We start from the raw sequence: 17,792 nt of genomic DNA, 5'->3' as shown, positions 1-17,792 counted from the left end.
TCTTGGGCTGGCTTTGGGCCTTATGACCGGGTTTAACCCAGCCGTGCCTCGACCCTTTTGCGCGCCAAAGCGCTGTCGCGGTCGTTCACACCCAAAAGATTCGCAACCAAACGCAACAGCGTGTCTTCGTCGCTGTCGCGCACGCCGTCGGCCAAAACCACCGACCAAAGCCCTTCGATCACGCTTTCGCGGTCCTCATAGGGCACGGCCTCCTTGATGGCGCGGGTAAAGCGCACGGTGTCGGGGGCTTCGTCTTCAAGCACCTCCGCCTCGCCACGCAGTTTCGCCGCCTCAAAGGGCGACAGAGCATAGCGCTCGATCAGGATTTTCTCAATCCGCTGGGATTCAGACGGGTGATAATGCCCATCAGCGCGGGCCACTCGGACCAAGAGTGCTGCCAAAGCACGCCGCGCGTCTGTCACTTGAAGACGCGGCGGGGCGGGTTGCAGCAGAGTTTTGAGAAAATCACCGAACATAAATTGGATATAGGAGGTCTTTTGCCAAAGGGAAAGGCCGGAGCAATCGTTCCGACCTTGGCTCGCGATAACGTCAACTGCGAGGATTAGTATTTGTTTGGCACATACAGCTCAGGCGGCAACACCGCACGCTCATAGGTCTTGTTGTAGACCCGCTCCGGCAAATGCACCTCTTCATGCGGCATCTCGTGATAGTCGAACTGCGACAGTAAATGGTTGATGCAATTCAGCCGCGCGCGTTTTTTGTCATTGCCTTCAACGATATACCACGGCGCTTCGGGGATGTTGGTGCGGGCGAATGTGTCTTCTTTCGCCTTTGTGTAATCCTCCCAACGGATGCGCGATTGCAAATCCATCGGCGACAATTTCCACTGTTTCATCGGGTCGTGAATGCGCATCAGGAATCGCATTTGCTGTTCTTCATCGGTGATCGAGAACCAATATTTGATCACCTTGATGCCAGAACGTACCAGCATCCGTTCAAAATCGGGAACGTCTTGGAAAAACTGTTCGACTTGATCCTCGTCGGCAAAGCCCATCACCCGCTCAACGCCGGAACGATTGTACCAAGAGCGGTCAAACAACACCATTTCGCCCGCCGCCGGGAGATGTGGTACATAGCGTTGGAAATACCATTGGCTTTTTTCACGGTTCGAGGGCGCGGGGAGGGCGACGACGCGCACCACGCGCGGGTTGAGGCGCTGAGTGATCCGTTTGATCACGCCGCCTTTGCCCGCCGAATCACGTCCCTCAAACAAAACCACGACCTTCTGTCCGGTCTGTTCGACCCAATCATGTAGCTTGATCAACTCGGCCTGAAGCCGCAGCAATTCGCGGAAATAGACTTGGCGTTCGAGCATGTCAGGATGCTCTTTTTGGTAAATCTTTTTGATTTCGCGCGACAGGATCGAATCTTCGAGCTCAATTTCCCACTCTTCGTCGAGGGTGTCGGCCAGTTCGGCCTCAAGCCAGTCTTGGGCGTCTTTGTCAAAACTCATCATCTACTCCGTCTGTCTGTGCGCTGCGTTGCGATTGGGGCCGCAATTCTAAAGTGCCTTTAACCACGCATACATGACGGTTTCTTAATGGAAAAGGATTGGGATCAAAGAGGCCATCAAAAGCGCGGCCATTGTCCAATTGAACGCCGTCAAACGCCGTGTGTTGGTCAAAAAGCGGCGCATTTCCTGACCGAGCCAGGCCCAAAGCGTGATCGCCGGAAAATTGACGATCACAAAACCAACACCGACCATGAGGGCAGCCCCCATGTGGCATCCTGTGCATAATTGGTCTGCGCACCGATCGCCATGATCCAGCCCTTCGGGTTCACCCATTGAAACGCCGCCGCTTGGAAAAACGTCAACGGCTTGCCGCCGACCGTGCCCTCTTTGGGGGCGCTGGCATGGGCGATTTTCCACGCCAGCCACGTCATATAGACGATGGAGACAACCAACATGATCTGGCGCAGCGGCGGGTAGGCCTGAAACATCTGCGCCAGCCCAAGCCCGACGATGAACACCATAAAGCTATGCCCGAGCGAGACGCCGACCATATGCGGTAGGGTCCGGCGCAGGCCGAAATTGGCCCCCGAGGCCAAGAGCATCAGGTTGTTCGGCCCCGGCGTGACCGAGGAGACAAAGGCGAAGGCCAGAAGGGCGATGAAAAGGGTCATATCCATGCCGGGCAGATTAGTCTTTTGATGCCGCAATATTCGTGCAAAGATGTGAAGTATGGCAGGTATTTTGCACGGAATGTCGGATATGGATGATATTGACGAGAAAATATTGCGTGAGCTTGAGCGCGATGGCCGCCTCACCAACCTGCAACTCTCGGAGCGCGTGGGTCTGTCGCCCTCGGCCACGTCGAGGCGGGTGAGCGAGTTGGAGCGGCGCGGCGTCATTCGCGGCTATCGCGCCATCATTGATCGCACGCAGGTCGGGCAGGGCTTCACCGCCTATATCGCGGTTGGCCTGTCGGTCCACAACAAGGCGGCGCAAAAGGGCTTTGAGGCGGCGATGCGCTATGCTCCCGAGGTCAAGGAATGTCACAACATCGCCGGGGTGTTTGAATATTTGCTCCGGGTCGAAACGGCGGATTTGACCGCCTACAAACGCTTTCATACCGAAGTGTTGGGCACCGTGCCGGAGGTGGCCTCGATCACCTCTTACATTGTGATGGAAAGCCCAAAAGATTTGCGGGCCTGAGGCCAATCGTTGGATTCGCGCCCATGACCCAAATTTCTGTTTCGAGCTGCGGGGGCGCATGTTAGGCCGGGGCAAAGAGGACGCATCCGCATGTACACACCGAACAATTCCGCGATCAATGATCCCGCAACGCTGGCCTATGTGATGACCGAGATCTCCTTTGGCGCGCTGATCACGCCGACGCCGGACGGCATTGAGATCAGTCACCTGCCGTGGATTGTGCGCGAGGAGGGCGGAAAGGTTATATTGGAAAGCCACGTGGCACGTCCCAATCCGCATTGGAAACTTGCGGGCACAGGCTCTGTGGTGATGTTCCAAGGACCGCAAGCCTATGTCTCGCCGTCCTTTTATCCATCAAAACAGGTAGATGGCAAAGTCGTGCCGACCTGGGCCTATATCGTGGTGCATGCCCATGGGGCGTTTGAAAGTTTCAATGGCACCGAGGAGCTTCACGCCCATCTGGGGGATTTGACCCATCGCCATGAGGCCGGTCGGGCGGAGCCTTGGGCCATGTCAGACGCGCCCGTGCCCTATCTCGCGGCGCTCAAGCGTGGCATCATCGGGCTGCGGTTCACGGTGGATCGGTTGGAGGGCAAATGGAAGGTCAACCAGCACAAATCGTCCGCCGACCGTCAGGGCACCTATGAGGGGTTGATGGCGTCGGGCGAGCAGGGCGTGGATCTGGCACAGGCCTTGGCCTCATTCCCCGCGGCTCAGGACTAAGGTAAAGACGAAAAAGGCGCTCCAAAGAGCGCCTTTTTGCGATTGTTTGACTGGCTTAGACCAGCCGCGAAATCTCTTTTGCCGCGCGCACAAAGTCGCGGAACAAAGGGGCGGGGGCGAAGGGTTTGGATTTCAATTCCGGGTGGAACTGAACGCCGATGTACCACGGGTGATCTTTGAGTTCGACGATCTCTGGCAAGCGCCCGTCAGGCGACATGCCGGAGAAGAGCAAACCGCAGTCTTGCAATTTTTCGCGGTATTTCGTGTCGACCTCATAGCGGTGACGGTGGCGTTCTTCGATCTCGGTTGAGCCGTAAATCTCGGCCACTTTCGAACCTGCGGTCAGGGTCGCGTTATAGGCCCCAAGGCGCATAGTGCCACCCTTGTCGTCGCCGGTTTTACGGCGCACGGTGTGGTTGCCCTGCACCCATTCTTTGAGGTGATAGACCACCGGTTCAAACCGTTTTTTGCCCGCTTCGTGATCAAATTCTTCGGACCCGGCGGTGTCGATCCCGGCAAGATTGCGCGCGGCCTCAATGACGGCCAATTGCATGCCCAGGCAGATGCCCAAGTAGGGGATTTTGCGGGTCCGGGCGAATTCCGCCGCTTTGATTTTGCCCTCGGTGCCGCGTTCGCCAAAGCCGCCGGGAACCAGAATGGCGTGGAAGCCTTCGAGGTAGGGGGCGGGATCTTCGCGTTCGAAAATTTCGGCATCGACCCATTCAACCTTGACGCGGACCCGGTTGGCCATGCCGCCATGGGTCAGGGCCTCTGCAATGGATTTATACGCGTCTTCGAGTTGGACATATTTGCCGACGATGGCGATTTTGACTTCGCCTTCGGGGTTAAACACCCGGTCGGCCACGTCATGCCATACAGTGAGGTCGGGTTTCGGGGCGGGCGCGATGCCGAAGGCATCCAGCACGGCCTGGTCCAGACCTTCGCGGTGATAGGCCAGAGGCGCTTCGTAGATGGATTTCAAATCCGGGGCCGCGATCACGTCCTCTTTGCGCACGTTACAGAACAGGGCGATTTTTTCGCGCTCTTTTTCCGGGATCGGATGCTCGGAGCGGCAGACCAGCACATTCGGCTGAAGGCCAATGGTGCGCAGCTCTTTCACCGAGTGCTGGGTCGGCTTGGTTTTCAACTCGCCGGAGGCGGTGATGTACGGCAGCAGCGTCAGGTGCATGAAAATACACTGGCCGCGCGGACGGTCCTGGGCGAATTGGCGGATGGCTTCAAAGAAGGGCAGGCCTTCAATGTCGCCGACGGTACCGCCGATCTCGCAGAGCATGAAATCGACCTCATCATCGCCAATTTCAAGGAAGTCTTTGATTTCATTGGTGACATGCGGGATCACCTGAATGGTCTTGCCAAGGTAATCACCCCGGCGCTCTTTTTCCAACACATTGGTGTACACGCGACCTGAGGAAATCGAATCTGTGTTGCGTGCTGCCACGCCGGTGAAACGCTCATAATGGCCAAGGTCGAGATCGGTTTCGGCACCATCGTCGGTCACAAACACTTCGCCGTGTTCAAACGGGCTCATCGTGCCCGGATCGACGTTGAGATAAGGGTCAAGTTTGCGCAGGCGGACCGAATATCCGCGGGCTTGCAAAAGGGCGCCAAGGGCGGCCGAAGCAAGCCCTTTGCCAAGCGAGGATACAACACCGCCGGTGATAAAAACGTAACGTGCCATGGGCTGGAGTGTCTCCCGTGATAGTCCAAAATTCATGCGGACGCGGCGTTTGAATTTGGCCCAGATGAGGGGCCAAAAACGCCACGGTTCACGGGATTTAAGCGATATCAGATTCGGTCGTCCCGCGCAACCAAACCGCAACATGTTGAGTGGAAAATCCGCTCAACGCCCAAGGTATTGTTAAAACCTAAGTTTTAGATGGATCAGTCGGCGCGCGGGGCTTCGACCGGTGCATCGGCGGAGGGCGGCAACAGGCTGTCGCCCGACGGTACGGCCGGTGTGGAGGTCTCGGCCGGCGCCACATCCTCAATCGCGACACCGTCCATCACAGAGGAGGTGGCCGCATCCCGACGCGCCAAAACGGTCAGTGTCAGGGAGGTGCAGATAAAGCCAATCGCAAAGATCCAGGTCAGTTTGCCAAGGGCCGTGGCTGCCGCACGGCCGGTCATGACGTCGCCGCCGCCTCCCCCCATGCCAAGGCCGCCACCCTCAGAGCGCTGCAAAAGCACAATGCCAATCAGGCAAAGCGCGAGGATCAGGTGGATGACGAGGATGACATTTTCCATGGATCAGGCCTTTGGGTCGTTCGATGGGGCTACTTAAAAGCTTCGGTGGACTGACGCAACCCCACAAACCATGTCAAATGCGTGTGCGACTTTGGGGCCGCTGCGCATTCTTGACATAATCAGGCGGGATATGCCCCCTTTGACCCGTGTCTGTCATGCCCAAACCAAAGGTTCGCCATGCCCCGCAGGTTCGCCATGTCCCGCAGGTTCGACATGTCCCGCCGGGATGTCATTTTGTCGATTGTGCTCACAGTGGCGCTTGTCGCCGTGCTTTGGCTGTTTTTCACAAACTCAGCCTTTTTCGACTGGGCCTTTGCCCGCCATCAAAACACTTTGTCTTGGATCGCGCGTCCGGTTTTGGTGCTGCCTTATTGTTATTGCGCATGGCGGCGCTGGTTGCCGGGCGTGATTTTGTCGGTTCTGGCGATTGTAACGTCGATGTTCTGGTTCCCTGTCCCCGTCGCGCCACGGGAGGATGTTCTGGCCTTTCTCGCGATGGAGCGCGCGCTTTTGCAATCCGGTTGGACCGCGGCCAATCTGTTGGGCGCTCTCGCGGTTGCGGTCTATTTTGGGCTGGTGGCCTTGGCCTTTTGGCGGCGGTCCTTGTGGCTTGGCTTTGTCGTTGTCGCTCTGGGCGCCGGGTTAAAACTGCTCTGGTCGGTGCTGTTCAGCCCCGAGGCGGGGGTGGCGGTCGCGCCCTTTGCGCTCTTTGGTGTGTTGCTTTTGGGGCTGGTGCTGGCCCTCCTGCACGGGCTAAAAAAGCGGCCATGACACAGATTCAAACGCCGCCTTTTTCCCTGCGCCCCGCAACGCTTTTTGACGCTCATGCCATTGCCGAGGTGCAAGTGGCGGTGTGGCAAAGCGCCTATCGTGATATTTTGCCCGCCGCGTTGATTGAACGTATGACGGTGGCAGATCGTGAAAACGGTTGGGGGAAAATCCTTACGGCTTATGCGCAATCCGGGCGTGGCGCGGTGGTCGTGGCCGAACACGCGGGCGTGGTTGTGGGCTTTTTGTCCTGTGGCGACCAGCGTGACGAAGAGTTGCTGACGTCCTTTCCCGGTGAGTTTTCCGCGATTTATGTCGCGGATAGCGCCCAAAGACAGGGAATTGGCCGGGCGTTGATGGGCGAGGGGGCAAGGGCGCTCACCGCGATAGGGCATGCTGCCGCAGCCCTTTGGGTCCTGTCCGAAAACGCGGGCGCGCGTGGCTTTTATCAGGCGCTTGGTGGCGTTGTGTCCGCCGAACGGGTCGACGGCCAGAATGGCGAAGGTCTGGACGAGATTGCCTATGGCTGGGCCGATCTCACCGAAATTTGCGCAATATAAAGCCGCAGCCCTTAAATTGTGGTTTCATCACGCGGTCTGGCTGGCTATACAGCCCCGGGCTTCATCCAATCCAAAGGATTCATTATGGCTAACGTCGTCGTTGTCGGCGCCCAATGGGGTGACGAGGGAAAAGGCAAGATTGTAGACTGGCTTTCTGAGCGCGCAGACATCATCGCGCGCTTTCAAGGTGGTCACAATGCCGGCCACACGCTCGTCATCGACGGCAAGGTCTATAAGCTGAACGCATTGCCTTCGGGTGTGGTGCGCGGTGGTAAATTGTCGGTGATCGGCAATGGGGTTGTGTTGGACCCGTGGCATCTTGTGGCGGAAATCGCCAAGATTCGCGAACAGGGCGTGGAGATCACGCCGGAGACCTTGATGGTCGCGGAAAACACGCCGCTGATCCTGCCGATCCACGGTGAATTGGACCGGGCGCGCGAAGAAGCGGCCTCTAAAGGGACAAAGATTGGCACCACAGGTCGCGGCATCGGCCCGGCCTATGAGGACAAAGTCGGGCGTCGTTCGGTGCGCGTCGCGGATTTGGCCGATGAGGCCACGTTGATTGCCCGCGTTGATCGCGCGCTTCAACACCACGATCCGCTGCGCAAAGGGCTTGGCATTGAGCCGGTCGATCGTGACCGTTTGATCAATGATCTCAAAGCCATTGCGGGCGAAATTCTGCCCTATGCGAAACCGGTTTGGAAAGTGCTCAATGAGCAGCGCAAAGCCGGCAAACGCATCCTGTTCGAAGGCGCACAGGGCGCACTTTTGGACATTGATTTCGGCACCTATCCGTTTGTGACATCCTCCAACGTGATTGCCGGTCAGGCCGCTACGGGGGTGGGCATGGGGCCGGGCGCGATCAACTATGTGTTGGGGATCGTCAAAGCCTACACCACCCGCGTGGGCGAAGGTCCGTTCCCGACCGAATTGCTCGATGATGATGGTCAGCGGTTGGGCGAACGCGGCCATGAATTTGGCACGGTGACGGGCCGCAAACGCCGCTGTGGCTGGTTCGACGCCGCGCTTGTGCGTCAGACCTGTGCGACCTCTGGCGTGACCGGGATTGCTCTGACCAAGCTCGACGTTTTGGACGGGTTTGAGACGCTGAAAATCTGTGTCGGCTATGATCTTGACGGGGAACGGCTTGATTATCTGCCGACCGCCGCCGATCAACAGGCACGCTGCACGCCGATCTATGAGGAAATGCCCGGTTGGTCCGAATCGACCGAAGGCGCACGCTCCTGGAACGATCTGCCGGCCAATGCGATCAAATATGTCCGCCACATCGAAGAGTTGATCGAATGTCCGGTGTCGATGTTGTCGACCTCGCCGGAGCGCGAAGACACCATCCTCGTCACCGATCCGTTTGCGGATTAAGGCGGTATGGCTCTGAGCTACAAAGCCCGTCGCCGCCTGGCGCTGTTGATCCTCGTGCTGGGTCTGCCCGGCTATATCGTCGTGGCGGTGACGGTGATGAACTGGCTCGGGCGCCCGTCGATTTGGGTCGAACTGGCGGTTTATGTTGGGTTGGGTGTGCTTTGGGCTGTGCCGTTGAAGGCGGTGTTCAAAGGCATCGGTCAGGCGGACCCGAATGCACCGTCTTCAGATCGAGAAGATTGATCTCCGAGCACTCAGACGAATGAAAAGGCCGCCCCGAAGGGCGGCCTTTTGCGTGGGTCTTTGAACGACACTTAGCGCGGCTTGAACCGCGTGCTGGCCGCAACGGCAAACTGGCCGCGTGTCATTTTTTTGATCTTCCCTTGCCGCAAAAGCTGACCGAAGGAGCGCAGGCGTTCTTCGACCGGCACATCGGTGGGCAGCGCTTGGGTCGCCAGTCTCATGATTTGCGGACGGGTGGCCGTGTCGCGGCCTTGGACGAAATTGGTATAGGCCGCAGCCGCTTCCAACAGTTCCGGTAGGGTTTCGGCGCCAAGACGTTCGGCAAACTCGGCGAATTCCGTCACCGTTTCCGCGGCGTTTTGATCGACCTCTTCTGCGGCATCAAAAACCTGTTCTTGTTGCACCGCAAGGGCCGAGGTCGACACGCGGCGCGGCCGAACCGGGGTGATATTGGCCCCACCGGCGAGTTCGACAGGGGCGTCGATGCGTTGTTCCGACACCAACATCAAGGGCGGCAGTTGACGGCGGGCTTGGCCGCTGACTTCTGGGCGACGCGGGCGAACAACACGCGCCAGGTCTTGTTTGTAGACATCCGCATCGTCGTCTTCCTCAGCGGACGTGTCTTTGTCAGCTTTCTCGGCGCGAATCGCACCCACGGCGGCTTTCAGATGTTGGATCGCGTTGCGGCGGCGGGTGTTTTCACCCTTGGCCATTTCGCGGTCGGTTTCATCCATCAGGCGCGACATCGACGCATCCGAGGCGGCAAACACATTGCGTGTGTCGCTGTCGTCTTCGTCGTCGTCTTCATCGGTCAACAGTTGGGTGTCGTCTTCGGCGTCGTCTGCGTCGCTGGTATTGTCATATTCGGCGGCAATCGCGCCGGTTTCGCTTTCGTCTTCCAAGATGTCGGCGGCGACTTCTGGGGAGAGATCGCCACTTGCGGCCACTTCGGCCAGTTCGCGCATCAATTCGTCTTCGGCCTCATCATCAAGCGAAGAGGAGCCAAGTTCGCGGCGCAGCACCGAGGTCAAATCGGCATCGCTGTCGACATCCTTCTCGGCGGTCACAGCATCGGGTTCAGCCACAGCTTCGGCCTCACCGTCCTGTGCCTGCGCTTCATAGTCAGAGCGGCGCATTTTGACGACGCGGGCGCGCACGCGACGCAGCGGATCTTGCGGGGCGTCTTCAGAAGCCGCTTCTGCGGCGGCCTCTGTTTCTGCCTCTGTGGAGGGCGCGCTTGCTTCGGCAATATCTGCGGCGAGGTTGAGGTCTTGGTCTTTGGCATCTTGGGCGGGGATCTCAGCTTCGGCCAGATCTTCTTGCGCGGCAGGTGCATCGTCTTGTTGCAAGCTGGAGAGGATGGTGTCGAGTTTGGCTTCGTCATCGGCCTCTGTGCCGGGTGCGTCGTCTTCGACAACCTCTTGTACAGGTTCGATCTCTTCGGCGAGGACTTCCTCAGCCTCAGCCTCAGCCTCAGCCTCAGCCTCAGCCTCAGCCTCAGCCTCAGCCTCAGCCTCAGCCTCAGCCGTGTCGTCGTTCATCTCATCGGCAAAATCATCTTCGACCTCGGCCAAAGCGACAGGTTCATCGGCTGGCACAATCGCCGGGGGCTCTTGTTCTTCTTCGACCTCTTCCATCACGTGAGATGGATCTGGCGTGGCTTGGAATGCGCCAAAATTCGCGGAGGCTTGTTGATCTTCAACAAATTCGGCCTCGCCACGCTGAGCGACAGCGGCACGGATGCGTTCGAGCTTATCAGCGATGGAATTGCCAACGGCGGGAGTCGCGGCTTTGGCTGTGGGAGCGGGGGTGTGCAGAGCCGGTTCGCTTTGCGCGATTGGGGCAGGCGAGGAAACCGGAGCAGCGGTCTCTTGTGCCAGAGGGGGCGTGCCGTTTGGCGCGGATTTGGCTTGGGCTTTGAGCGTCTTGGCCTTTTTGCGCTGGGCTTTGGCCTCTTGCGACGCGGCCTGGGCGCGGGCAGCCGCCTTTCCAGCCTCAAGGTCATCGACAGTGCTGTCGTCCTCAAGTTGGCGCAACACAAGACCATTGTCTTGTACGCGGGCTTCGACCCGGCGCTGAATTTCTTTTTCTGCGATGGAATGTAGCATTTGAGGATCGGGCGTCGGAGGTTCGGCACCGAAATACCGATCATCTGCCGCGAGATCGCGGAAATACTCTGCAATGGACCGCATCGTGTTGAACGGATCATCGAATCCCTCCAACGTACAGGAGAACGTCCCATAGGATACGGTTAGAATTTTACTCTCACTCACCATGCCAATACTCGCTTTCTGCTCTTGCTCAGCATCTATGTGTTTACCATGAATTGGTTCGCAAATAGGAACAGAACAAGGAAATCGCTGTGATCATTTCCTGTCCGAAATGTGGCAAAATGGTTAACGCAGGAATATAAAGTATGAAAAATTCTGTCCTAAAAACCGAAAAAAGCGTGACTTTACTGGGGGGTGGGCAGGTTAACCGTGAAACGCTTGCCGACATCTTAAAATCAGCTCCAATTTTGGTCGCAGCCGACGGTGCGGCAGATCGCGCTTTGGCCGAAGGCGTGATGCCGGAGGCGGTGATCGGTGATTTTGACAGTGTGTCACAGCATGCGAGGGAGGTGATTCCCCAAGCGCGGCTGCATCACATTCCTGAACAAGACAGCACGGATTTCGAAAAATGCCTCAGCCGGATTGACGCGCCGCTGATTTTTGGCGTCGGCTTCACCGGCGCGCGGGTGGATCACGAATTGGCGGTCTATACGGCTTTGACGCGCCACCCAAAACAACGCTGCATCATCGTGGGCGAATATGATGTGATTGCCCATGTGCCCAGCTCTATTTCTCTCCCCCTTGCGCCCGGCACGCGAGTGTCACTGTTTCCAATGGGGCCGGTGACAGGACGGTCTGCGGGGCTGCGTTGGCCGATTGAGGGGCTGCATTTTGCCCCAGCGGGCCGGGTCGGCACCTCCAACGAGGCGTCTGCGTCGCAGGTCGATTTGGACTTTGACGGGCCGGGGATGTTGCTGATCCTGCCGCGTTCGGAGCTTGCCGCGCTGGTCAAAGGTCTCTGTGTGTAAGGAACGGTTAAGAGGCGGTCGGGCCCGCGACCACCGGCGGTTTTTGCGCATGCATCCGTTCGCGGTGGATCAGGTATAGCCCCGAAGTGACGATCACTGCGATGCCGATCCAGACGGTAAGGCCGGGGAAGTCGCCAAAGACCACAAGCCCGGCGAGGGTGGAAAAGGCCAGCTCCAGATAGGACAACGGGGCCAGCGTGGCCGAGGGCGCAAGGCGCAGCGCCAAGGTCAGGAATTGGTGCGACAGGGTGGCGGCCAAGCCCACAGAAATCAGCCAGACCCACATGATCCCTTCGGGCATCACCGGGTCAAATATCCCGCCTGTGCCGTCGAAATAGACCAGGATCGGCAGCGCCATGAACACGGCAACCACAGCGGTGGCGGCTTGCAACAGGACGGGCGTGTGGTGACGTAGCGCACGGGTGACCAGCATGTAACAGGCAAACAGGACGCCCGCAGCCAAAGGCAAAACGGCCACCGCGCCAAAGGCTGCAAGCCCCGGTTGCACCACGATCAGAGCGCCGGCACATCCGACCACGGCGGCCATGATCCGGCGTGGCCCGATCTGTTCGCTAAAGATCCACCACCCCAAAAGCAAGATCACGAAAGGTTCGACATAGGTCACCGCCAAAGCATCGGCCAAGGGCATGACTGACACCGCGCCGACAAAGGCAAAGGTCGCGCCCAAGGTGAAGATGGCGCGTAACGCAATGAGGCCCCAGTCGCGGCGGCTGATCCGCCACGAAAGCCCCATGATGAGTGACAAAGGCACCAGGATCAGCGCCTGAACGACAAAGCGCCCGACGGTGATTTGCGCCGCCGGATGTGAGGCGGAGGCCAATTTGGCGCTGACATCAATCAGCGGCGCAATGGCGCAAAAGCCCACCATTAAAAGGAGGCCGAAGACGGGGCGGTCATGGGGGCGATCATGGGGGCGGTCTGGGAGGCGATTTTGGCTCATGGGCCTTTGTCAGGCAGAGGGCGCGCGTGCGCAAGCCTCATGTCCTTTGGCAGATCACACGCCCCTTGTGCAGTTTGGCTCAACTGTCCGGGCGCGTCAGGATATAGGCCGCCCCGGCACTCATCAAAACCGCCTGTGCAATCAGCACATAGGCGGGCAGGCCGAGGATCACACAGATGCCAAAAGAGGCCGCCATCATCGAAAGGGAGAGGATTTTGATCCGACGCGGAATGGCCCCGGTTGCTTCCCAATCGCGAATGAGCGGGCCAAAATGGGCGTGATCCAGCAACCACATCCGCAGGCGCGGCGAACCTTTGGTGAAAAAGAACGCCGCCAAGATGAGGAACACGGTCGTCGGCATCACCGGCAACACCGCACCGATCAGGCCTAAAGCCACGCAAAGCCCACCAAGGGCCAGATGGACATATTTTGACATCCGTGCAACCATGCCTTGTTCTATCACGCCTCCCTTACCCAAGCATTTATGCTCAAGTGACGCGCTGTCCAGTGGCCTTGACGCCGCAGACGGCCATAGAGCGCCTCAGAGGGCGACCATCACGCATTTATCCTATTCAAACGGCGGTGTGCCGCCTATAACCGCCGATGACTCTTTCCGTCACAACCGCTCGCTCATCCTTGGGGGAAATACACCATGTCCGACACCCTGTCGCCGATTGACACCGCCAAATTTGTCGCCGCCAAAAAGGCGGTGGAATTTGTCGAGGACGGGATGAAGCTGGGCCTTGGCACAGGCTCCACGGCGGCGTGGATGGTGCGGTGTTTGGGCGAATTGGTGCGCGATGAGGGGCTGAATATCGTCGGCGTTCCAACCTCAAGCCGCACCGCCGAACTGGCGCGGCAACAGGGGATCAAAGTGATCTCTTTGGATGAGGCGAAATGGTTGGACCTCACAATTGATGGCGCGGATGAATTTGATGGCGAGCTGAACCTGATCAAGGGCGGCGGCGGCGCGTTGTTGCAAGAAAAGATCGTGGCGACCGCCTCTGATCAGATGATCGTGATCTCGGATGTCTCGAAACAGGTCGATATGCTCGGCGCGTTTCCTTTGCCCGTCGAGGTGATCCCTTTTGGCTGGCAGACCACCAAGGCGCTGATCGAAGAGACGTTGGTGTCGATGGATGTCCTGGGTCAACATTCAACCCTGCGGATGAACGGCGATGCCGCCTATGTCACCGATGAGGGCAATCACATTGTCGATCTTCACCTGCAACGTATTGGCAACGCACGGCAATTGGCCTTGGTGCTCAACCAAATCCCCGGTGTGGTCGAAAACGGCCTGTTCATCGACATTTGCGACAAGGTGATCATCGGCCATGGCGATGGCCGCGTGACGACGCGGGACATTCTGTCGGGTGAGGAAAGCGAAGATCAGATCGAATTCGCCGAAAGCGAAAACATTTTTGCCGATCTGGAGTGATCGCACGTTCCAAAACCGCACAGGGCCCCGCGCATAAACCGCGGGGTTTTCCTTTGGCGTCAAACCCCCTACATCTACCCTCAACTTAGATTTCTTCTAAAAGGCGGTAGCATGGATTTCGATTATGATCTCTTCGTGATTGGTGGCGGATCGGGCGGTGTGCGCGCGGCGCGGTTGACGGCGGCGGATGGGAAAAAGGTCGCGATGGCCGAAGAGTTCCGCATGGGCGGCACCTGTGTCATTCGCGGTTGTGTGCCGAAAAAGCTGATGGTCTTTGCCTCGCATTACTCGGACTACGCCGAGGAGGCGGGGAAATACGGCTGGGACATCACCTTGGGGGAGTTCAACTGGCCGTCGTTTCAAAAGCGGTTGCACGCCGAATTGTCCCGTCTTGAGGCCATCTACACCCGCAACGCCGATACGGCAGGGGTCGAGATTTTGCACCAACGCGCCACGGTGAAAGACCCGCATACGGTGGTTTTGGCCGATGGCACGGAAAAGACCACGAAACATATTTTGGTCGCCGTGGGTGGTACGCCGTTTGTGCCTGACACCGTGCCGGGGATCGAACATGCGATCACCTCGAACGAGATTTTCGACATTCCGGCACTGCCGAAAAAAATCCTCATCGTTGGTGGCGGCTATATCGCCTGTGAATTCGCCTGTATCTTCAACGGGCTTGGCTCTGAGGTGACACAATATTATCGCGGCGCGCAAATCCTTCGCGGCTTTGATGATGAGGCACGCGGCCATATTGCCGAGCTGATCACCGGGCAGGGTATCAACCTGCATGTCGGCACCGATGTGGAGCGGCTTGAAAAGCGCGGTGATGGCATTTGGGTCAAGGCCACGGACGGGCGCGAAACCGTTTTTGATGTGGTGCTTTATGCCACCGGGCGCACGCCCAACACCAAAGGCCTTGGGCTTGAGGCTGCGGGCGTTGAGTTGGGCCGTCATGGCGAGATCAAAGTGGACGGCTATAGCCAAACCAACATTCCTTCGATCTATGCCGTGGGCGATGTGACCGATCGCATCCAATTGACCCCGGTGGCGATCCGTGAAGCGGTGGCGTTTCATGAGACGGTGTTCAAAGGCAATCCGATGAAACCGGATCACTCGAACGTGCCGTCGGCGATTTTCACCCAGCCGGAATATGGCGCGGTGGGGCTGACCGAAGAACAGGCGCGCGAAGAAGGCCCGGTCGAGGTCTATTGCGCCGCGTTCCGACCGATGCAAAACGCCTTTATCGAGAAAAACGAACGGGTGATGTTCAAACTCATCGTCTGTTCCAACTCGCGCAAAGTGTTGGGCTGTCATATCATTGCGCCTCATGCGGGGGAGATGATCCAGATCGCCGGCGTGGCGGTGAAAATGGGCGCCACCAAGGAGGATTTCGACGCGACCGTGGCGGTGCATCCGACCATGGCCGAAGAAATCGTCCTGATGAAAACGCCGACCCGCGTTCATAACTGAGTAAAACACCCCGAAAGGGGCCAAACAGCCCGGAAACCGACCCTGCGACGATCTCGCACCCTTGAAACTCGGGGCGAGAGAGAACAGGTTAGACAAGAGCCTTGGCCCGACAGGTCTAACCTGCCGGGTCAGACCCATACGAGAGAGGAAGAGACCTTTATGGCCAGTAACAATGGCGGCCCTTGGGGCACCGGAGGGGGTGGAAACCGCCCGACCGGACCCGGTGGTGACAATCGTGGCGGCGACAACCGGAATGGCGGACGCCGTCCCGGAGACCAGCCCCAGATCCCCGAAATCGAAGATATGCTCAACAAGGGCAACGAATATCTGAAGGTGCTGATGGGCGGCAAAGGCGGCGGCACGGGTCGTCCCGGCGGCCCCGACGGCGAAGGTCCGCAAGTGCCGAAAGGCTTGGTTTTGTTGGGCGGTGTTGCCGCAGCCGCGTTGCTTTGGGCCTACAGCTCTTTCTATACGGTTCAGCCGCAAGAGGCCGGTGTTGAGCTGTTCTTGGGCAAATACTCCCAGACGACGGGTGAAGGTCTGCGCTTTGCGCCTTGGCCTTTTGTGACCTATGAAAAGGTCAATGTGACGGGTCAGCGGTCTGAAAGCATTGGCCTTGGCAATTCCGGTTCTGACAATGGCTTGATGTTGACCACCGACGAAAACATCGTCGACATCGACTTTCAGGTGGTGTGGAACATCAACGATCCGGCCAAATTCCTGTTTAACCTCGCCGATCCGCGTGGCACGGTTCAGGCCATGTCAGAGGCCTCGATGCGTGAAATCATCGCCGCCTCTGAACTGTCCCCGATCCTGAACCGCGACCGTGGCTTGATCTCTGATACGACCAAAACCTTGGTGCAATCGACCTTGGATGCGTTGGATTCGGGCATCACCATTGTGCGCGTCAACTTGGACAAAGCCGATCCGCCGAAACAGGTGATCGACGCGTTCCGTGACGTGCAGGCCGCCGAACAAGAGCGCGACCGTTTGGAACGTCAGGCCGATGCCTACGCCAACACGGCTGTTGCCGGTGCGCGGGGTAAAGCCTCGCAAATCTTGGAAGAGGCCGAAGGCTATCGTGCCCAAGTCGTCAACGAAGCCAAAGGTGAGGCGTCGCGCTTTAGCGCGGTTCTGCAAGAGTACCAACAAGCCCCCGAAGTGACCCGCAAACGTCTTTATCTTGAGGCGATGGAAGAGGTCTACGGCGGGATGGATAAGATCCTTCTGGATGATGCCGCGGGTGGCGCTCAGGGGGTTGTGCCCTATCTGCCGCTCAATGAGCTGAAGAAATCCACCACCGGAGGGTCGAACTGATGAAGAAGCTTCCTATTCTGATCATCATCGCGGGCCTTGCTGTGTTCACGGCCTTGTCTTCGATCTTTATCGTCGACGAACGTGAAAAGGCCATCGTGTTGCAGTTTGGCCAAATCAAATCGGTCAAAGAAGACCCCGGTTTGGCGTTTAAACTGCCGTGGATTCAAAAGGTCGAGTATTTTGACGACCGTATTCTGTCGCTTGAAACTGCGCCGACCGAAGTCACGCCCTCCGATGACCGCCGTCTTTTGGTCGACGCTTTTGCGCGCTATCGCATCGCCGATGTTGTGACCTTTAAAAAGGCTGTGTCCACGGGTGGCATCCGCAAAGCGGAAACCGATCTTGAGGGTATCCTCATTGACCGTATTCGTGCGGTTTTGGGTGCCGATGGCGTCACCTCGAACACCATCTTGTCGTCTGAACGGTCCACCTTGATGGCGCAGATCACCGCGCAATCGCGGGTGCGAGCGCAAGCTTTGGGTCTTGAAGTGTTGGATGTGCGTTTGAAACAAACCAACCTTCCAGAGCAAAACTTGGAAGCGACTTATGCGCGGATGCGGGCCGAACGCGAACGTGAAGCCGCCGATGAACGTGCCCGTGGTGAAGAAGCCGCGACACGCGTGCGTGCGCAGGCGGATCGGACCGTGGTCGAACTTGAATCTGATGCCCGTCGTCAGGCCGAGATCACCCGCGGTGAAGCCGATGCAGAGAAAAACAAAGTCTATGCCGAAGCCTACGGTGCGGATGAGAATTTCTTTGAATTCTACCGCTCTTTGGATGCCTACCGCGTGGGCTTGTCTGGATCGAACACCACCATGGTGATCTCGCCGGACAGCGAATTCTTTGACTACCTGAAATCCAATACAGGCCGCTAAGATACAGTGTTGGCAGTGGGTCTTTGATCCTCG

At 58.1% G+C, this 17,792-nt stretch carries 18 protein-coding genes and 1 pseudogene; 11 read left to right on the top strand and 8 right to left on the bottom strand.

Going from position 1 to position 17,792, the window contains the following annotated elements; all coding sequences use genetic code 11:
- Positions 1-32 precede the first annotated feature (32 nt).
- The 3 genes and pseudogenes from DA792_RS11930 to DA792_RS11920 all read right to left on the bottom strand — a co-directional run bounded on the left by DA792_RS11930 (position 33) and on the right by DA792_RS11920 (position 2,151).
- Positions 33-476, bottom strand: a complete 444-nt coding sequence (locus DA792_RS11930) for a TerB family tellurite resistance protein (RefSeq protein ID WP_107720130.1) — start codon at positions 474-476, stop codon at positions 33-35.
- 86 nt (positions 477-562) lie between these two features.
- Positions 563-1,474: a polyphosphate kinase 2 gene (gene ppk2 / locus DA792_RS11925; RefSeq protein WP_107720129.1), complete on the bottom strand. Its 912-nt coding sequence runs from the start codon at positions 1,472-1,474 to the stop codon at positions 563-565.
- Positions 1,475-1,558: 84 nt separating this feature from the next.
- Positions 1,559-2,151, bottom strand: a pseudogene (locus DA792_RS11920) (LysE family translocator).
- A 73-nt stretch (positions 2,152-2,224) separates the two neighbouring features.
- Between DA792_RS11920 and DA792_RS11915 the strand changes: the two are divergent.
- Together DA792_RS11915 and DA792_RS11910 are read left to right on the top strand one after the other, a co-directional pair.
- Positions 2,225-2,677 (top strand): Lrp/AsnC family transcriptional regulator, encoded by a 453-nt coding sequence (locus DA792_RS11915; protein WP_107722680.1) that lies wholly within the window; start codon positions 2,225-2,227, stop codon positions 2,675-2,677.
- A 90-nt stretch (positions 2,678-2,767) separates the two neighbouring features.
- On the top strand, positions 2,768-3,400 hold the full coding sequence (locus tag DA792_RS11910) for an FMN-binding negative transcriptional regulator (protein WP_107720128.1): 633 nt from the start codon (positions 2,768-2,770) through the stop codon (positions 3,398-3,400).
- A 55-nt stretch (positions 3,401-3,455) separates the two neighbouring features.
- Here DA792_RS11910 and DA792_RS11905 read toward each other — a convergent pair whose 3' ends face one another.
- Positions 3,456-5,099, bottom strand: coding sequence for a CTP synthase (locus tag DA792_RS11905; protein WP_107720127.1), 1,644 nt, complete (start codon positions 5,097-5,099; stop codon positions 3,456-3,458).
- Between the two features lie 203 nt (positions 5,100-5,302).
- Complete coding sequence (gene secG, locus DA792_RS11900) at positions 5,303-5,665, bottom strand: preprotein translocase subunit SecG (protein ID WP_107720126.1); 363 nt, start codon at positions 5,663-5,665, stop codon at positions 5,303-5,305.
- Positions 5,666-5,842: 177 nt separating this feature from the next.
- Here secG and DA792_RS11895 point away from each other — a divergent pair, with 177 nt between their 5' ends.
- The 4 genes from DA792_RS11895 (at position 5,843) to DA792_RS11880 (ending at position 8,616) form a co-directional block, all read left to right on the top strand.
- The gene (locus DA792_RS11895; protein ID WP_107720125.1) at positions 5,843-6,436 is read left to right on the top strand and encodes a hypothetical protein; all 594 of its coding nucleotides are present in this window, start codon (positions 5,843-5,845) and stop codon (positions 6,434-6,436) included.
- The gene (locus DA792_RS11890; protein ID WP_107720124.1) at positions 6,433-6,993 is read left to right on the top strand and encodes a GNAT family N-acetyltransferase; all 561 of its coding nucleotides are present in this window, start codon (positions 6,433-6,435) and stop codon (positions 6,991-6,993) included. Before DA792_RS11895 ends, DA792_RS11890 begins: the two co-directional genes overlap by 4 nt.
- Positions 6,994-7,077: 84 nt before the next feature.
- Positions 7,078-8,373 (top strand): adenylosuccinate synthase, encoded by a 1,296-nt coding sequence (locus tag DA792_RS11885; RefSeq protein WP_107720123.1) that lies wholly within the window; start codon positions 7,078-7,080, stop codon positions 8,371-8,373.
- A gap of 6 nt (positions 8,374-8,379) precedes the next feature.
- A complete protein-coding gene (locus DA792_RS11880) occupies positions 8,380-8,616 on the top strand; it encodes a DUF2842 domain-containing protein (RefSeq protein WP_107720122.1) in 237 nt (78 codons plus the stop codon).
- A 71-nt stretch (positions 8,617-8,687) separates the two neighbouring features.
- Here DA792_RS11880 and DA792_RS11875 read toward each other — a convergent pair whose 3' ends face one another.
- A complete protein-coding gene (locus DA792_RS11875; protein ID WP_159075257.1) occupies positions 8,688-10,892 on the bottom strand; it encodes a hypothetical protein in 2,205 nt (734 codons plus the stop codon).
- A gap of 140 nt (positions 10,893-11,032) precedes the next feature.
- Between DA792_RS11875 and DA792_RS11870 the strand changes: the two genes are divergently transcribed.
- On the top strand, positions 11,033-11,695 hold the full coding sequence (locus DA792_RS11870; RefSeq protein WP_107720120.1) for a thiamine diphosphokinase: 663 nt from the start codon (positions 11,033-11,035) through the stop codon (positions 11,693-11,695).
- A gap of 7 nt (positions 11,696-11,702) precedes the next feature.
- Here the strand turns inward: DA792_RS11870 and DA792_RS11865 are convergent, their stop codons facing one another.
- Entirely contained in the window at positions 11,703-12,656 is a 954-nt protein-coding gene (locus DA792_RS11865) for a DMT family transporter (protein ID WP_107720119.1), read from the bottom strand.
- Positions 12,657-12,735: 79 nt separating this feature from the next.
- Positions 12,736-13,104: a YbaN family protein gene (locus DA792_RS11860; RefSeq protein WP_107720118.1), complete on the bottom strand. Its 369-nt coding sequence runs from the start codon at positions 13,102-13,104 to the stop codon at positions 12,736-12,738.
- A gap of 204 nt (positions 13,105-13,308) precedes the next feature.
- Between DA792_RS11860 and rpiA the strand changes: the two genes are divergently transcribed.
- From rpiA to hflC, 4 genes are all read left to right on the top strand, one after another.
- A complete protein-coding gene (gene rpiA / locus DA792_RS11855) occupies positions 13,309-14,094 on the top strand; it encodes a ribose-5-phosphate isomerase RpiA (protein WP_107720117.1) in 786 nt (261 codons plus the stop codon).
- Between the two features lie 111 nt (positions 14,095-14,205).
- Positions 14,206-15,567, top strand: a complete 1,362-nt coding sequence (gene gor, locus DA792_RS11850) for a glutathione-disulfide reductase (RefSeq protein ID WP_107720116.1) — start codon at positions 14,206-14,208, stop codon at positions 15,565-15,567.
- A 159-nt stretch (positions 15,568-15,726) separates the two neighbouring features.
- On the top strand, positions 15,727-16,884 hold the full coding sequence (gene hflK, locus DA792_RS11845; protein ID WP_107720115.1) for an FtsH protease activity modulator HflK: 1,158 nt from the start codon (positions 15,727-15,729) through the stop codon (positions 16,882-16,884).
- On the top strand, positions 16,884-17,759 hold the full coding sequence (hflC, locus tag DA792_RS11840) for a protease modulator HflC (RefSeq protein WP_107720114.1): 876 nt from the start codon (positions 16,884-16,886) through the stop codon (positions 17,757-17,759). Before hflK ends, hflC begins: the two co-directional genes overlap by 1 nt.
- Positions 17,760-17,792: the final 33 nt, after the last annotated feature.

Source organism: Celeribacter baekdonensis (genome assembly GCF_003047105.1).
GTDB lineage: Bacteria > Pseudomonadota > Alphaproteobacteria > Rhodobacterales > Rhodobacteraceae > Celeribacter > Celeribacter baekdonensis_B.
This window is presented reverse-complemented; position numbering and strand designations above follow the sequence as displayed.

Coding starts and splice junctions, on each gene's coding strand:
- secG (WP_107720126.1), bottom strand. CDS start 5,665: ATGGAAAATGTCATCCTCGTCATCCACCTGATCCTCGCGCTTTGCCTG.
- hflK (WP_107720115.1), top strand. CDS start 15,727: ATGGCCAGTAACAATGGCGGCCCTTGGGGCACCGGAGGGGGTGGAAAC.
- gor (WP_107720116.1), top strand. CDS start 14,206: ATGGATTTCGATTATGATCTCTTCGTGATTGGTGGCGGATCGGGCGGT.
- hflC (WP_107720114.1), top strand. CDS start 16,884: ATGAAGAAGCTTCCTATTCTGATCATCATCGCGGGCCTTGCTGTGTTC.
- DA792_RS11930 (WP_107720130.1), bottom strand. CDS start 476: ATGTTCGGTGATTTTCTCAAAACTCTGCTGCAACCCGCCCCGCCGCGT.
- DA792_RS11865 (WP_107720119.1), bottom strand. CDS start 12,656: ATGAGCCAAAATCGCCTCCCAGACCGCCCCCATGATCGCCCCCATGAC.
- DA792_RS11885 (WP_107720123.1), top strand. CDS start 7,078: ATGGCTAACGTCGTCGTTGTCGGCGCCCAATGGGGTGACGAGGGAAAA.
- DA792_RS11860 (WP_107720118.1), bottom strand. CDS start 13,104: ATGGTTGCACGGATGTCAAAATATGTCCATCTGGCCCTTGGTGGGCTT.
- DA792_RS11875 (WP_159075257.1), bottom strand. CDS start 10,892: ATGGTGAGTGAGAGTAAAATTCTAACCGTATCCTATGGGACGTTCTCC.
- DA792_RS11890 (WP_107720124.1), top strand. CDS start 6,433: ATGACACAGATTCAAACGCCGCCTTTTTCCCTGCGCCCCGCAACGCTT.
- DA792_RS11880 (WP_107720122.1), top strand. CDS start 8,380: ATGGCTCTGAGCTACAAAGCCCGTCGCCGCCTGGCGCTGTTGATCCTC.
- ppk2 (WP_107720129.1), bottom strand. CDS start 1,474: ATGAGTTTTGACAAAGACGCCCAAGACTGGCTTGAGGCCGAACTGGCC.
- DA792_RS11915 (WP_107722680.1), top strand. CDS start 2,225: ATGTCGGATATGGATGATATTGACGAGAAAATATTGCGTGAGCTTGAG.
- rpiA (WP_107720117.1), top strand. CDS start 13,309: ATGTCCGACACCCTGTCGCCGATTGACACCGCCAAATTTGTCGCCGCC.
- DA792_RS11895 (WP_107720125.1), top strand. CDS start 5,843: ATGCCCCGCAGGTTCGCCATGTCCCGCAGGTTCGACATGTCCCGCCGG.
- DA792_RS11910 (WP_107720128.1), top strand. CDS start 2,768: ATGTACACACCGAACAATTCCGCGATCAATGATCCCGCAACGCTGGCC.
- DA792_RS11905 (WP_107720127.1), bottom strand. CDS start 5,099: ATGGCACGTTACGTTTTTATCACCGGCGGTGTTGTATCCTCGCTTGGC.
- DA792_RS11870 (WP_107720120.1), top strand. CDS start 11,033: ATGAAAAATTCTGTCCTAAAAACCGAAAAAAGCGTGACTTTACTGGGG.